This window comes from Paenibacillus sp. CFBP 13594 (genome assembly GCF_014842675.1).
Taxonomy (GTDB): domain Bacteria; phylum Bacillota; class Bacilli; order Paenibacillales; family Paenibacillaceae; genus Paenibacillus; species Paenibacillus amylolyticus_B.
Genome location: NZ_JACYVQ010000022.1, coordinates 18,200 through 31,932 on the forward strand (window position 1 = coordinate 18,200; position 13,733 = coordinate 31,932).

General features: G+C 46.4%; 15 protein-coding genes and 1 rRNA gene. 15 read left to right on the forward strand and 1 reads right to left on the reverse strand.

The annotated features are described in order from the left end of the window. Positions 1-384 precede the first annotated feature (384 nt). From coxB to IFU39_RS32130, 7 genes are all read left to right on the forward strand, one after another. A complete protein-coding gene (gene coxB, locus IFU39_RS32100; protein WP_047840266.1) occupies positions 385-1,437 on the forward strand; it encodes a cytochrome c oxidase subunit II in 1,053 nt (350 codons plus the stop codon). Positions 1,438-1,508: 71 nt separating this feature from the next. Then, positions 1,509-3,359: a cytochrome c oxidase subunit I gene (gene ctaD / locus IFU39_RS32105; RefSeq protein WP_373419873.1), complete on the forward strand. Its 1,851-nt coding sequence runs from the start codon at positions 1,509-1,511 to the stop codon at positions 3,357-3,359. Continuing rightward, entirely contained in the window at positions 3,356-3,982 is a 627-nt protein-coding gene (locus IFU39_RS32110; RefSeq protein ID WP_047840264.1) for a cytochrome c oxidase subunit 3, read from the forward strand. Before ctaD ends, IFU39_RS32110 begins: the two co-directional genes overlap by 4 nt. A gap of 3 nt (positions 3,983-3,985) precedes the next feature. Next, the gene (locus tag IFU39_RS32115) at positions 3,986-4,306 is read left to right on the forward strand and encodes a cytochrome C oxidase subunit IV family protein (protein ID WP_036613178.1); all 321 of its coding nucleotides are present in this window, start codon (positions 3,986-3,988) and stop codon (positions 4,304-4,306) included. Positions 4,307-4,414: 108 nt separating this feature from the next. Beyond that, positions 4,415-5,338, forward strand: coding sequence for a cytochrome c oxidase assembly factor CtaG (gene ctaG / locus IFU39_RS32120; RefSeq protein WP_192136462.1), 924 nt, complete (start codon positions 4,415-4,417; stop codon positions 5,336-5,338). Between the two features lie 34 nt (positions 5,339-5,372). After that, entirely contained in the window at positions 5,373-5,837 is a 465-nt protein-coding gene (locus IFU39_RS32125; RefSeq protein ID WP_036613174.1) for a DUF420 domain-containing protein, read from the forward strand. 142 nt (positions 5,838-5,979) lie between these two features. After that, positions 5,980-6,351, forward strand: coding sequence for a hypothetical protein (locus IFU39_RS32130; protein ID WP_192136457.1), 372 nt, complete (start codon positions 5,980-5,982; stop codon positions 6,349-6,351). A 110-nt stretch (positions 6,352-6,461) separates the two neighbouring features. On the opposite strand, the gene IFU39_RS32135 is transcribed toward IFU39_RS32130, so the two are convergent. Beyond that, complete coding sequence (locus IFU39_RS32135) at positions 6,462-6,791, reverse strand: hypothetical protein (protein WP_192136458.1); 330 nt, start codon at positions 6,789-6,791, stop codon at positions 6,462-6,464. A 209-nt stretch (positions 6,792-7,000) separates the two neighbouring features. Here IFU39_RS32135 and IFU39_RS32140 point away from each other — a divergent pair, with 209 nt between their 5' ends. The 8 genes from IFU39_RS32140 to IFU39_RS32175 form a co-directional block, all read left to right on the forward strand. Then, entirely contained in the window at positions 7,001-7,714 is a 714-nt protein-coding gene (locus tag IFU39_RS32140) for a hypothetical protein (protein ID WP_143786554.1), read from the forward strand. A gap of 89 nt (positions 7,715-7,803) precedes the next feature. Further along, complete coding sequence (locus tag IFU39_RS32145) at positions 7,804-8,193, forward strand: GntR family transcriptional regulator (RefSeq protein ID WP_091038380.1); 390 nt, start codon at positions 7,804-7,806, stop codon at positions 8,191-8,193. Between the two features lie 15 nt (positions 8,194-8,208). After that, positions 8,209-9,105, forward strand: coding sequence for an ATP-binding cassette domain-containing protein (locus IFU39_RS32150; RefSeq protein WP_192136459.1), 897 nt, complete (start codon positions 8,209-8,211; stop codon positions 9,103-9,105). Between the two features lie 20 nt (positions 9,106-9,125). Next, positions 9,126-10,028, forward strand: a complete 903-nt coding sequence (locus IFU39_RS32155) for an ABC transporter ATP-binding protein (protein ID WP_036668607.1) — start codon at positions 9,126-9,128, stop codon at positions 10,026-10,028. Then, a complete protein-coding gene (locus tag IFU39_RS32160) occupies positions 10,021-11,316 on the forward strand; it encodes an ABC transporter permease (protein WP_192136460.1) in 1,296 nt (431 codons plus the stop codon). The genes IFU39_RS32155 and IFU39_RS32160 overlap by 8 nt, the downstream gene beginning before the upstream one ends. A 122-nt stretch (positions 11,317-11,438) precedes the next feature. Next, entirely contained in the window at positions 11,439-11,621 is a 183-nt protein-coding gene (locus IFU39_RS32165; RefSeq protein ID WP_091018649.1) for a hypothetical protein, read from the forward strand. Between the two features lie 133 nt (positions 11,622-11,754). Continuing rightward, positions 11,755-12,975 (forward strand): TraB/GumN family protein, encoded by a 1,221-nt coding sequence (locus tag IFU39_RS32170; protein WP_192136461.1) that lies wholly within the window; start codon positions 11,755-11,757, stop codon positions 12,973-12,975. Positions 12,976-13,510: 535 nt separating this feature from the next. After that, a 16S ribosomal RNA gene (locus tag IFU39_RS32175) occupies positions 13,511-13,733 on the forward strand; the annotation flags it as partial.

Here is a 13,733-nt window from a genome sequence, read left to right on the forward strand (position 1 = left end):
TCACCAATAAATCGAGTTTTATCACCGAAATTTGGCAAAAATTTTCAAATGTAGAGTGTAATACTTTTAACTGAAATCGTTTGCAAATCAAGTTGTAGAGCGGTTTTTTACATAAAGTGAACAATTTGTGAACATGTGTCCAAAGATTGACAAAATCATACCCTCAACTTATATTTAATAAGTGATTGAAGCATATAGAATGAATTGGAAGAATGCGCAGACATGCCCTGAGCAGGAAAACACGGGAGTACTGGAAGCGTTATTTTTGTAAGCGTTCTGTATGATGAAGAGGATTATGCGTATCGTGCTGAAACGTACCTTTTGTTGCCTTTCTACCGAACGACAACGGTAATCTACGAAAACGTAAAAAAGTGGGGTAGATCAATGATGAAACAGTGGCAGGTTGCAAAGCGAATTCTCCCCTTGCTGGCGGTGTTCTCTTTGCTGCTATCCGCATGCGGGCGGGAAGACTTGTCGGTAATGAAACCTCAGGGTCCTGTAGCGCAAGGCCAATATGATTTGATGAAGTTATCCATCGCCATTATGATCGTGGTGCTCATCATTGTATTTGCCATAGCGGCCTATGTTCTGATCCGGTTTCGTAGACGAGCCGGGCAGACTGAGATGCCCGAACAGGTTGAAGGTAATTTCAAGCTGGAAGTAATCTGGACAGCCATTCCGTTATTGCTGGTTATTGTTCTGGCAGTACCGACGGTCCAAACGATTTTTGCCCAAGGCGAAGATCTGTCCAATGACAAAAATGCACTTAAGGTCCAAGTCACCTCACATCAGTACTGGTGGGAATTCACTTATCCTCAATATGACGTAACCACCGCTCAAGATCTCATCATCCCGACCGGAACAAAAATCGCATTCGAATTAAAAACCGCTGACGTGCTTCACTCCTTCTGGGTGCCGTCACTTGCGGGCAAAATGGACACAAACCCGGATGGAACACTTAACAAGTTCAGTTTCTCTGCACCGAATGAAGGCGTTTACCGCGGTAAATGTGCCGAATTATGTGGCAGATCGCATGCTTTCATGGAGTTTAAGGTAAAAGCAGTGAGTCAGGAATCCTTTGACAGATGGGTGAACCAGATGAAAGCACCCGCAGTCCTTCCTGAAGACACTCAATTGGCCGAAAAGTTCAAAACAAACTGCCTTTCTTGCCACGCTGTTGGTGATCAAGGTGGACCGGTTGCACCTAACCTGACGGGAATCGGCGGCAAGGAATCTGTCGCAGGCATTTTGCTGAATTCTCGCGAGGGACAGGAAGAAGGTAGTCCGGTACTGGATAACATGAAAGAATGGCTCCATGATCCACAATCCGTGAAGCCGGGCAATACCATGCCGAATCCCAAGGATCTTGGGTTGACGGATGAAGAAATCGACGGAATTGCCGAATATCTGGCCAACTACAAATTGGACTATGAATAGAACAGCAAGGACGAAGAAGGGGGTACACAACCTTGGCTCATGCGCATAGCGTCAAGAGGTACAGGGGCTTGATGGATTGGATCACCACCGTCGATCACAAAAAAATCGCCATTCTTTATTTGGTTGCGGGTGGATTTTTCTTTGGAATCGGCGGCATTGAAGCCATTTTGATTCGGATTCAACTGATGAAGCCTATGAATGATTTTGTATCGGCACAGGTCTTCAACGAATTGATTACAATGCATGGAACAACGATGATTTTCCTTGGTGTCATGCCACTTATTTTTGCCATTATGAATGCTGTCGTGCCTTTGCAGATCGGGGCACGGGACGTTGCTTTCCCGTTTCTTAACGCGTTGGGTTTCTGGACATTCCTGTTTGGTGGATTGTTGTTGAACCTGAGCTGGGTTATGGGCGGAGCACCAGATGCGGGCTGGACCTCATATACGCCGCTTTCGGGCAGTGAGTACAGTGGAACGCATGGTGTGGATTTCTACACCATCGGCCTTCAGATCGCGGGTCTGGGAACGCTCATCGGGGGCATTAACTTTCTCGCAACGATTATTACAATGCGTGCTCCAGGCATGTCCTACATGCGGATGCCGATGTTTACATGGACGACATTTATTACATCTGCCATTATCCTTTTTGCTTTTCCTGCCATCACGGTAGGGCTTGTACTTTTGACGTTTGACCGTATACTGGGAGCGAATTTCTTCGATGTCGCAGGTGGCGGTAACCCCGTACTCTGGCAGCACATCTTCTGGATCTTCGGGCACCCGGAAGTATACATTCTGATTTTGCCGGCATTTGGTATTATCTCGGAGGTTATTCCGACCTTCTCGCGTAAACGGTTGTTCGGATACAGCTCCATGGTATTTGCCACCATCCTGATTGCCTTCCTGGGCTTCATGGTATGGGCGCATCACATGTTTACAACAGGTCTGGGTAATGTAGCCAACGCGCTTTTCTCCATCTCCACGATGTTGATTGCCGTACCTACCGGGATCAAAATCTTTAACTGGCTCTTTACGATGTGGGGTGGACAGATCCGCTTTACCGCAGCAAACCTGTTCGCAGTTGGATTTGTTCCAACCTTCGTTATGGGTGGTGTTACAGGCGTTATGCTGGCATCTGCTCCGGCAGACTTCCAGTTCCATGATACGTACTTTGTTGTAGCCCACTTCCACTACGTTATTGTAGGGGGACTCGTACTTGGATTGTTCTCGGGACTGCATTACTGGTGGCCGAAGATGTTCGGACGTATTCTCAGCGAAACACTGGGCAAATGGACGTTCTGGACATTTATGATCGGTTTCCAATTAACGTTCTTTGTACAGCATTTCCTCGGTCTGATGGGGATGCAGCGCCGGATCGTTACATACTTGCCGAATCAGGACTTTGACCTGCTCAATCTGGTCAGCTCCGTCGGGGCATTTCTGATGGGTGTGGGAGTTATCTTATTCCTCGCGAACATCGTAATCACCATGAGAAAACCGGCTGGCGCGCCAAACGATCCGTGGGAAGACGGCCGTACACTGGAATGGTCTATTCCATCTCCGCCGCCGGAATATAATTTCAAGCAGACGCCGCTGGTACGCGGAATTGATGCATATTGGAAGGAAAAAATGGCAGGACATACGGAGATGACACCGGCAGAACCGGTAGGTTCGATTCATATGCCTTCAGCAACGCCGTTGCCGTTTGTAATGTCAGTAGGTATCTTTATCGCGGGACTTGGCTTGATGTTCAGCAAGGATGAATTTGGTAATGCATTTATGAATGTCATTTTTAACAATTATATTGTAGTTATTATTGGTCTCGTAATCACATTTGGCGCAATGGCACTTCGTTCACTTTATGATGATCATGGCTGGCATATTGAACCGGAGGATCAGGATGAGAAGGGGGCTAGAACATGACAACCTCACATGCCGAACCGGTGAACGACAAATTGCCGCATGAACCGGAGAAAGCAACGCTGGAAGGCCGTAACAAGCTTATCGCCTTCTGGTTGTTCCTTGGCGGCGAGACGGTACTGTTCGGTACACTCTTTGCTACCTTCCTGGCTCTTCGTGGCCAAACCAATGATGGACCTACGGCGAATGAGCTGTTCCACCTGCCACTTGTGGCCGCTGCAACGTTCATTCTCCTGGTCAGTAGTTTGACAAGTGTATTTGCGATTCAGGCCATGCATAAGGGCAAGCGAGATGCACTAGCGTTGTGGCTTGGCATCACGGTAGTACTGGGTATGGGATTTCTCGCCCTGGAAATTTACGAGTTCTACGAGTATGTGAAACATAAAGAGTTTGGCATGACCACGAGTGCATTCAGTTCAGCATTCTATACACTGGTCGGGTTCCACGGAGCCCACGTTGCTTTTGGTATTGTGTGGATCGGAATCATTATCGGTCAGCTGTTCAAAAAAGGATTGACGGTCGTAACCGCACCTAAAGTATACGTCTCCGCAATGTACTGGCACTTTATTGACGTGGTCTGGGTGTTCATCTTTACGGTCGTGTACCTGCTCGGAAAGGTGGGGTAGCACATGTCGGCACAGGATAAGACAGATCAACAGCCTGTGAAACACCGTCACCGGACGGAAGGGCCACAGAAACACGTCGTGGTGTTTATCTTCTCAATTATTCTCACGCTGATTGCGTTTGCGGCTGCTTCTGCCGGAGGGGTCAACACAACCTTTATCATTATTATTTTGCTCGTCATGGCTATTCTTCAAGTATTCGTTCAATTGGGTTATTGGATGCACTTGAAGGACAAAGGGCACTTGATGCCGATTCTGTTCATGGCATTTGGCTTTTTCGTAGCCTTTACGTGCATCATTATGGCACTCTATTGGGTCTGGTGGTAAAAGAGATGGCGGCGGCGCAATGCCGCCGTCTTTTCCCCTTTGTGGCGAATGAATCTTCACAACGAAATGAAGGCAACAACCAAATCAGGTCACGGGGAGGTTTCCCGTATGCTCGGGTTGCAATATTTTAGTTTCAACGATTTATGGAGTCCGCTTATATTGGCTTTATTTCTGATCATTGCTGCGGCTTATTTGGTGCTTGTGGGACCGTTAAGCGAGCAAATAAAGGATGCAGAATCTGCGACTGCTGCGCAGAAAATCATGTTTATTACGGGGCTGTTTGTCCTGTATCTGGCTCAAGCTGGACCATTTAATTTGCTTGGTCACGTGATGTTTAGCTTCCACATGGTGAGCATGGCGTTCTCCTATCTGGTAGCCCCGCCGCTGATGATGAAAGGTTTGCCGATCTGGGTATGGCGCAGAATCGTACGCTGGTTGCCTACACGCCAACTATCGTTCCTGGCTCATCCAATCGTTGCGGCAGTGCTCTTTAACGGGCTGTTCTCGCTGTATCACCTACCGATTGTACATGATTACGTCATGCTGAATTTTACCGTTCACCGGTTGTATTATATTGCATTGTTCATCACCTCGATGCTCATGTGGTGGACATTGCTAAATCCATTGCCAGAAGGCAGACAAGCATCGGGGTTATCCAAGATCGGTTTTATTTTTCTGAATATGGTACTGCTCACCCCTGCGTGTGGATTGATTATTTTTGCGGCCGAGCCGTTGTATCAGACGTACAGCAACCCGGCCGTATGGGCTGAAGCCATGCGGTATTGTGTGTCTGGAGATTCTACGGCATTACTTCGCTCATTCGGTGGGCCTGCGTTCTTTAACTTCCTGTCTTCTGCGAAAGAAGATCAGCAGGTCGGTGGCATTGTAATGAAGTTTATTCAGGAAGGAATCTTTGCCTCCATGCTGGCCTATGTCTTTTTCCAATGGTATCGGAAAGAGAAGCAGGAAGATGATGATGACTCGTATCCTGCAGGGGGCGCAGGGGGGCCGTTCAATCCGGCTGCCAAATAATGAAGTAATGTTCTGACAAGAGGGGGAACACACGATGGATATGTATTTTTGGCTACCAACGATCAGTACTTCTTTCATTGTGATTAGTGCAGTACTGGTGGGGATTGGATGGGTACTGATTATTCGGGGTAAACGTGAGGCTCATCAGTCCGCCATGGTAGCAGGTGCGATTGCAGCTCTAATCTTCTTTGTGATCTATATGTCTCGTACAGTGTTCGTGGGCAATACAGCTTGGGGCGGGGACCCGGATCTGGAGATCTTTTATCGGATATTTCTGATCTTTCATATTATCCTTGCTACCGTGGCAGCGATATTCGGCATCTCCACACTGGTGCTGGGGTTCAAAAAGAAGTTCGGAACACATCGTCGCTGGGGCAAGTTCACGTCCATGATCTGGTTCGGGTCAGCGCTAACAGGTGTTGTTGTGTATGTTCTTTTATATCTCTTATATCCTGGTGGTCATACACGTCCGGTATGGGAAGTTATCCTCGGCGTATAAAAGTAGAGATATAACCTCCGGCTACTCGGGCGTGCGTCACTATAACCTTCTAAAAATATGAAAATGGACGAATCTAGTAGATGATTCGTCCACGCTTCCTCTCTCATTCATTCATAGAATGAGTTCGAGAGGGGGAAACAAAATGGAAAAAACAGTCAATGTCAGTCAAACGTATCCACGTCTTACCGTGTATTCAGAAGAGAACTACAGAGGGAGAAGCCGCATCTATCGTGGCAACACGGGGCTCCGCAACCTGGACAATATTTTGGATGGGGTGGAGAGCCTGCGCTTTTTCTCAACAAGTTCCAATGCAACACTGGTTGTGTTTACACGTCCTAACTTCCAAGGTGGATTCCGGGTCTTCCGAGGCAACACCAACTTGAGAGATTTGGATGATCTGATCCGTGGCAATGATGTGGAATCCCTGATCTCAACGAATGAGCGGCTGACTCTGGCCGAGATTCGTGCGATCCGCGCCAACCGCAGTCTGCCTAGTGGCTATAACCTCGTTTAAGCGTAAGGCCTCTTCTTCTAACAGGTGCTAGAGAGCGGCAAAGGGCTGTACCCGAATTGTGTTTACACAATAATGGGTACAGCCCTTCTTTTGTGATTGGGGAATGATGTTTAATCCCCGCCACCCCCACTGTCTCCGCCGCCACTATCCCCACTGCTTTCATTGCTGCTACCACTGTCGCTGTTGTGATGAGAATGTGTGTCTGATGAAGAATCCGACTCATGATGTTGGTGATCCGGTGTGTGCCTGGAATGTCGATCGTAGGAGTCATCTCCCATAATGACCGGATATCCCGAAGCAGAGTCGGTATAACCGTTGTTACGGCGGATGCGGTGTCTGCCTTTTTTGGCAGAATGACGATGAGGCTCATCCCGGAGGATCAACCAGATAACGACAATGAGAAAAAGGAGGACAAATCCGATCTCTACCAGCCAATCCATAGCTGTAACCTTCCTTTCTTTGATCCGTGACTATAATTTATTTTAACGTAAATTCGTACTGTGTCCTATCCCATCTTCCTGATTCAGGAAAATTAGGGGTTGACGGGATGAGAATTTGGTCTGTATACTGTGTATATTGATATATACAGTAAACACAGTGATCACAGTGCGCAAGATGAGTGAATGACAGGTGAAAGGCAGGCATGCATATGAACGAATGGAAGCAGGCGTGGTGGTTGACCCGCAGCCAGATGAATAAGGATAAGCTCCAATGGCTATGGTCTGCAATATTCATGATATACACTGGCGGCATGAGCGGTGTGATGTTAGTAGGACAACAACAGACAGATTTCATTAATCCAGTAGTGGATTCCTTCTTTTTGATTATGTTGCCATTTCAAGGATTTATGTTCTGCAGGCGCTCCTTCCGTTACATACAGGAGGATTCCTATACGCAGATGTTGGCCTACTATCGAAGAATTCCGATCCCTGAACAAGTGGTGATGTGGTCCAGGCTACAGCAGTCTCTGATGGCGTTTACGTACAATGGGATCTTTTTCTACGGATCGTTATACGTGGTTAACCTTCATACCGAAGGATTCCGATGGGATCAATATCTGGCTTTTAGCTTGACCTGTACAGGTTATGGACTTTTGGTAACGGGATTATATATTTATGGAGAGTTTCTGAACAGTGGCAAGAAATACTTGGTTCTCAGTACGCTTTTTGTACCCATTGCGATTGGCATATCCTTATTGATTCGAATGTCAGGCAGTTACGGCTTTCGAATGGTGATGGATGCAAGTAAATCATGGGGGCTGCTTTCCCCGATCATGTGGATTTCTCTGGTGACTGGTGTAGCGGTATTATGGCTGTTTAGTCGTTTTACGCTGAAGAAGTTGGTTCATCGGGATTTGAATTAAAATGAGAATTGAGCTTATGTACGAATACAGGATGAAACCGGCACGGTCAGGTAACAGACTGGAGTGTACCGGAGGGCGAGGTGCAAGATGTGAAAATACCCATTCAAATTAATGAAAATAGCGCTGAACCTTTATACCACCAAATTGAAAATCAGTTAAGATCGTTGATAATTACGGGTCAGTTGGGGGAGGGAACACATTTGCCGTCCATTCGTGAGTTCGCCGGCGCACTGAATTGCAGTGTTATTACGGTTAGACGGGTCTATCAGGATCTGGAGAATGAAGGCTTGCTTCGTACGAAGCAGGGGACAGGTACATTTGTGGCCCAGGTAGAAGCTGGCGATAGAGAAAATTATAGATTGAAGGCCGCACAGGAAGCGATGCAGGCTGCGGTGCAGTCTGGAAAATCGGTAGGCTGTACGGAAGAAGAGATGGAGAGCCTGTTCCGGGAAGTCCTGAAGGCTATTTACGCGAAGTAAGGGAGTGATTCATACGTGGAACCCATAGCAATCCAGTTGAACGGCGTATCCAAAATGCGAAAACGCAGAGTTATTGGCCCAATTGATCTGACCATCCCCGAAGGGTATATAGTCGCTATTCTCGGTCACAACGGTTCAGGCAAAAGCACCCTTCTTAACATGTTACAGCAAGTGGTGCTGCCAGATGCTGGACAGATTATATGGTTTGGTCAGGAACATGATGGGCCACTTCCCATTGAACTGAGACAACAGATTGGTTTTGTAGCAGATAACGCTGGTTCAGAAGAGAACCGGATAACAGCACAGGAAGCAGCTCATTTCCGGGCGTACTGGTACCCACGTTGGGATATGAAGTTGTTCGACCAACTGATTCAGGATATGGAAGTACCTATTGATGTGAAGCTGAACAAGATGTCAAAGGGAGAACGGCGAAAATTTGAGATTGCAGCTGCAATTGCAGCTCGCCCAAGACTATTGCTTTTGGATGAGCCTTCATCAGGACTGGACCCCTTTGCCTGGAAAGTGATGGTTGAGCAGTTCCGTACCTTCATGGCGGGGGGAGACACCACGATTCTGATTGCCACACATATTGCAGACGAAGTCAAAAGACTTGCGGATTACATCGTATTGATGCACCGTGGTCAGTCACTGGGGATGGCCGAGAAAGATATGGTGCTCGATCAGTGGAAAGAAGTCTGGTATGAAGGAGATTTAAGGCCAGAAAGTATTCCTGGTGTTGTGGAATCTTCTTTGGAAGAGGTAGGTCTGGTTCGCGTAATTACAACCCGGGTCAGCGAGGCGCAGGAGAGGCTGGAGCTGTCCAATAACCGGGTATTGAAAATCCGTAACTTGGAATTGGATGAAGTGCTGGCATTCTGGATTGCCGGGTATGCACCCGTACAGTGGAAATAACCGAAGGGAGACGATAAATGATGAACCGATTGGAATTGAAGCAAGTCGTCAAGCAATATGCAGACAAAACAGCTGTTAATGGAGTCACGCTCAATGTAAAAGAGGGGGAGATTTACGGACTGCTCGGAGCCAATGGTGCAGGTAAAACAACAACAATGCGTATGGTGCTTGGACTGATTCACCCTGATGGAGGGAACATCCTGTACAACGGCAAGCCCTATAATACGGAGCTGCAACAGATTATGGGTTATCTTCCGGAAGAGCGCGGATTGTACCCGAAGGTGAAAGTCAGCGAACAGATTAATTACCTGGCACGACTTCGTGGCATGAATGGTAAGGACGCAGATCAGAGTCTCAAGTACTGGCTGAATCGGTTTGAGGTACCTGAGTATTACGATAAGAAGATCGAGGAGTTGTCCAAAGGCAATCAGCAGAAAATGGGCTTTATCGCAGCCGTAGTGCATAGACCGCAGATTCTCATTCTGGATGAAGCGTTCAGTGGACTGGATCCTGTGAACGTGGAATTACTCAAGTCCACCGTCAAAGAATTGCGTGACGAAGGTACGGCCATTCTGTTCTCAACACACCGTATGGAGCACGTTGAAGAGTTGTGTCGTCAGATCACCATTCTGCATCGTTCCAACACGGTGGTTCAAGGAGAGATCAAGGAAATCAAGAGCCGGTATCCGCGTGAACAGGTATTCCTGGGTACGATTGGTAGTGTGGAAGGACTCGAACAGTTGTCTGGTGTGAAGAAAGTCGAGCGGAATGAGCGTGGGTACCTGATACATATTAGTCAGGTGGAAGCGGCTCAAGAGATTCTGAGAACAGCCATGACTCAGACGACAGTGGAACACTTTGAACTGAAGGAACCAACGCTTAACCAAATCTTTATTCGTGAGGTAGGTGAGTCGAATGAATAAAATGGGAACGATTACGGGTTTTACATTCAAAAACAAAGTTAAAACGAAATCATTCATGGTAACGACCATTGTACTTGCACTTTTAATTTCAATCGGACTCAATGTTCCGTATTTCATTACTTTATTCAACGGGGGTCCCATTGGCGGAGCTTCCAGCAGCAATCCTGTAAATATCGGTCTTCTGAGTACAGGGCAGCTTGAAGTTTCGGAGAAACTGGAGAGCTTCTCTGCGGCTCAAGGAGATCAGGCCTATCGATTCATAGCCAGTGGTGACAAAGATGAAGCTGCTCTTGCGGCGGATGTGGAAGCAGGACTTACCGATGGTTATCTGAAGTTTGAAGCTGTTTCCGGGCAAGAGTTCCCGCAGCCCATTCTATATTCAGCAGAAGATGTATCACCTCAGATCATTGCATCCATTGAAGCTGCTTTGCAAAGTGTGAAGCTGGATGTGGTTGTGAAGGATGTACTCACAGCGGAGCAGAAGGAACTGATTACAACACCTGTGAAGCTCACCGAGCAAAGTTTGAGTACGGATGAGAGCGGAGCAGGTACTGAGTCTGAAGGTGCAATGAGCCCGATTAACTATATTGTGGTGTACTTGCTGATCATCTTGCTGTTTACCTCAACGATGATGACAGGTAACATGATTGCCTCTGAGATCACAGCTGAGAAGAGCTCGCGTATTATGGAGATTCTCATTACGAGTGTATCCCCGCTCAGTCAGATGTTTGGTAAAATCATCGGGATTTTCATGGTGGGGATGCTGCAAATTGGAATCTTCGGAGCGGTGGTTGCCGGAAATATCTTGCTGCCGCATAACCGTGCAGTATTAGGTGACTTCAATATGAATGTAAGTGATGTGAATATTGCGGTTATTGTGTATGGACTCATATTCTACATTCTGGGCTACTTCCTGTATGCCGTGTTGTTCGCTGCCATTGGCTCAATGGTAAGCCGTACGGAAGAACTGGGTCAGGCTGTTCTGCCGATTACGATGTTGTCGCTTGTTTCCTTCTATATTGCGATCTTCAGTATTTCTACACCGAACATTCTGTTGTTGAAAATCGCAAGCTTCATCCCATTCACGTCGCCGACCGCGATTCTGGTAAGGATCGGTGCGGGAGTTGCACCGACTTGGGAGATTTTAACCTCATTAGCGATTCTCATTGTGTCCATTATCATCTTCGGATGGCTTGCAGCCAAAATCTATCGCACAGGTGTGCTGATGTACGGTAAACGTCCGACCTTTAAGGAATTGTTTAAGGCCATGAAGGCTTATAAGATCTAATATAGTTTATTCAGTTCTACGACGACGACGCTACGCATTGATTTTTTAATGGAAATATAGGTTTCTTACATTGATCCATTACAACTATAAAAAACAAAGCACATATGTGGAGGGGATTAAATATGATTAATCAATTAAATACAAAGTCTTATAAGTTAATGAGCACAGGAGTAGTTGTTCTGTTGTTAGCATCAGTCATAAGTGGAGAAGGTTCTGTAGTGAAGGACGCAGTTCAAGGGGCGATGATGGGAGCTGGAGCTATTTTTGCAGCTGTAGGTCTCTGGATGGCTGGCAGCAAAAAGTAATGAAAAAATAAACAAAAAATAGGTGCTACTCTAAAGATGGGTGGCACCATTTCCACCTTTATCCGTAGTATCTAAGTATGTCCATTCTATCAAGATGATTGGCAACTATATTCAATAAAGGAGAATACATAATATGAAGAATTGGAAACGCACGCTATTATCTCTTACAATCTCGGTAGGTTTGCTCGCATCTGCGGTACCGGCAATGGCAGCTCCTCAGGGAACTTCCGTCAAGGTCAATGATCATGCGGTGAAATATGCTACAGGAGCACCGATCCTGGAAAAAGGCACAACACTGGTTCCGTTGCGCACTACGCTGGATGCCATGGACGTGAAGCTAACAACTGCGACAGATGATACGATCACGGCCGTGGTAGATGGTAAAACAATTACACTCAAAAGTAAACTTACACGCATCAACGGTGTAACGTATGCACCGATTCGCATCGTTGGTGATGCAGCGGGTTATGAAGTACGCTGGGATGCTGCAACGCGCACAGTACTGTTGGTATCCAAAGGGGGAGCAACTGAAACTGCGCAAACCGGTGGACGTGGCTTCATGTGGGAAGTTGAAAGCAATGGCAACACGGTCTATCTGGTAGGGTCCATGCATATTGCTGATGAGAGCTTTTATCCATTGCGTCCGGAGTTTGAAGAAGCCTTTGCGGAAGCTGACTATCTCGGGGTGGAGATTGATATTAGCAAAGCCGCTGATGAAGAGCAGCAAAAGCTGGTTCTAAGTCTGGGTTCGTATCAAGATGGAACAACACTGAAAGACCACATTTCCAGTGAAACGTACACTAAGCTGGGTGATGTATTGAAGAAAAATGGTCTCGAGTCTAACGCCTTGGATGCGTTTAAGCCTTGGGTAGTAGAGAGCACACTTGCAAGTTTGAAGTCCACAACGGCAGGATACGAAGCGTCAGCAGGAGTGGATCTGTATTTCATCCAGAAAGCGATCGAGCGAAAACTTCCAGTTATTGAGTTGGAGAGTTATCAATCTCAACTTGGCATGTTTAACGACTTTTCCAAAGAAACACAAGAGGAAACACTGAAAGCGACAATCGAAAACTTCGACGTGTTGGATAACAGTGTGAAAGAAATGGCTGAGATGTGGAAAACGGGCAATGACGAGCAATTGCTTGAACTGACAAATAGCTTCTCCACTAACGAGGAATATAACAAAGCAATGCTGGTTGATCGTAACATTGGTATGGCGGACAAAATTGATGGTTACTTGAAAAACGGCAAAGGTCAGGAATATTTCATTGTTGTTGGTGCGGCACACTACCTGGGCGATCACGGCATCGTGAAACTGCTTGAGGATAAAGGATATAAAGTAGAACGGAGATAAATATAGATTACTATAGAAGGTAACCCTTTCGTCTCGAATATGAGAGTTGAGAGGGTTGCCTTCTTATATATAGAAGAAAGACAGATTGAATAAATAAGATTAAGCTGCAGGATAATACAATTGATTAAGAGTTATGGTAGGTTGAAGGTCCTTAATATGGTTAGATCGTGGATTTGATATGTTTTGAAATTAACTCTTTACAAGTGTGTGTTCTACATGGTATATTCTATTTCCGGCCGAAAAAACACGAGATACACGGTGCGGCAAGCGGTTGAAATAAGCTTCGAAAGAAACTTAAAAAAAAGAGCTTGCAAAGTTGGTGCGGACATGATATTATATAAGAGTTGCTGAAGAGAACGACATTCGGTAACGAAATGAGTTTGATCTTTGAAAACTGAACAACGAGTGAGTAAACATTCTGCTTGCAGAATGAACGCGAAAGTTTGAAACAAGCCTTGGCTTGGATCGACTGGAGCACGAATGAGATTTTTAATCTCGTCAGATTCAAAATGAGCTTATCGCTCTTTTCAATACTTTATTGGAGAGTTTGATCCTGGCTCAGGACGAACGCTGGCGGCATGCCTAATACATGCAAGTCGAGCGGACTTGATGAGAAGCTTGCTTCTCTGATAGTTAGCGGCGGACGGGTGAGTAACACGTAGGTAACCTGCCCTCAAGTTTGGGACAACTACCGGAAACGGTAGCTAATACCGAATAATTGTTTTCTTCGCCTGAAGAGAACTGGAAAGACGGAGCAA

Bases quoted from the DNA above. Each gene is read 5' to 3' on its own strand.
- coxB (WP_047840266.1), top strand. From the start codon at position 385: ATGATGAAACAGTGGCAGGTTGCAAAGCGAATTCTCCCCTTGCTGGCG.
- ctaD (WP_373419873.1), top strand. From the start codon at position 1,509: ATGGATTGGATCACCACCGTCGATCACAAAAAAATCGCCATTCTTTAT.
- IFU39_RS32110 (WP_047840264.1), top strand. From the start codon at position 3,356: ATGACAACCTCACATGCCGAACCGGTGAACGACAAATTGCCGCATGAA.
- IFU39_RS32115 (WP_036613178.1), top strand. From the start codon at position 3,986: ATGTCGGCACAGGATAAGACAGATCAACAGCCTGTGAAACACCGTCAC.
- ctaG (WP_192136462.1), top strand. From the start codon at position 4,415: ATGCTCGGGTTGCAATATTTTAGTTTCAACGATTTATGGAGTCCGCTT.
- IFU39_RS32125 (WP_036613174.1), top strand. From the start codon at position 5,373: ATGGATATGTATTTTTGGCTACCAACGATCAGTACTTCTTTCATTGTG.
- IFU39_RS32130 (WP_192136457.1), top strand. From the start codon at position 5,980: ATGGAAAAAACAGTCAATGTCAGTCAAACGTATCCACGTCTTACCGTG.
- IFU39_RS32135 (WP_192136458.1), bottom strand. From the start codon at position 6,791: ATGGATTGGCTGGTAGAGATCGGATTTGTCCTCCTTTTTCTCATTGTC.
- IFU39_RS32140 (WP_143786554.1), top strand. From the start codon at position 7,001: ATGAACGAATGGAAGCAGGCGTGGTGGTTGACCCGCAGCCAGATGAAT.
- IFU39_RS32155 (WP_036668607.1), top strand. From the start codon at position 9,126: ATGAACCGATTGGAATTGAAGCAAGTCGTCAAGCAATATGCAGACAAA.
- IFU39_RS32160 (WP_192136460.1), top strand. From the start codon at position 10,021: ATGAATAAAATGGGAACGATTACGGGTTTTACATTCAAAAACAAAGTT.
- IFU39_RS32165 (WP_091018649.1), top strand. From the start codon at position 11,439: ATGATTAATCAATTAAATACAAAGTCTTATAAGTTAATGAGCACAGGA.
- IFU39_RS32170 (WP_192136461.1), top strand. From the start codon at position 11,755: ATGAAGAATTGGAAACGCACGCTATTATCTCTTACAATCTCGGTAGGT.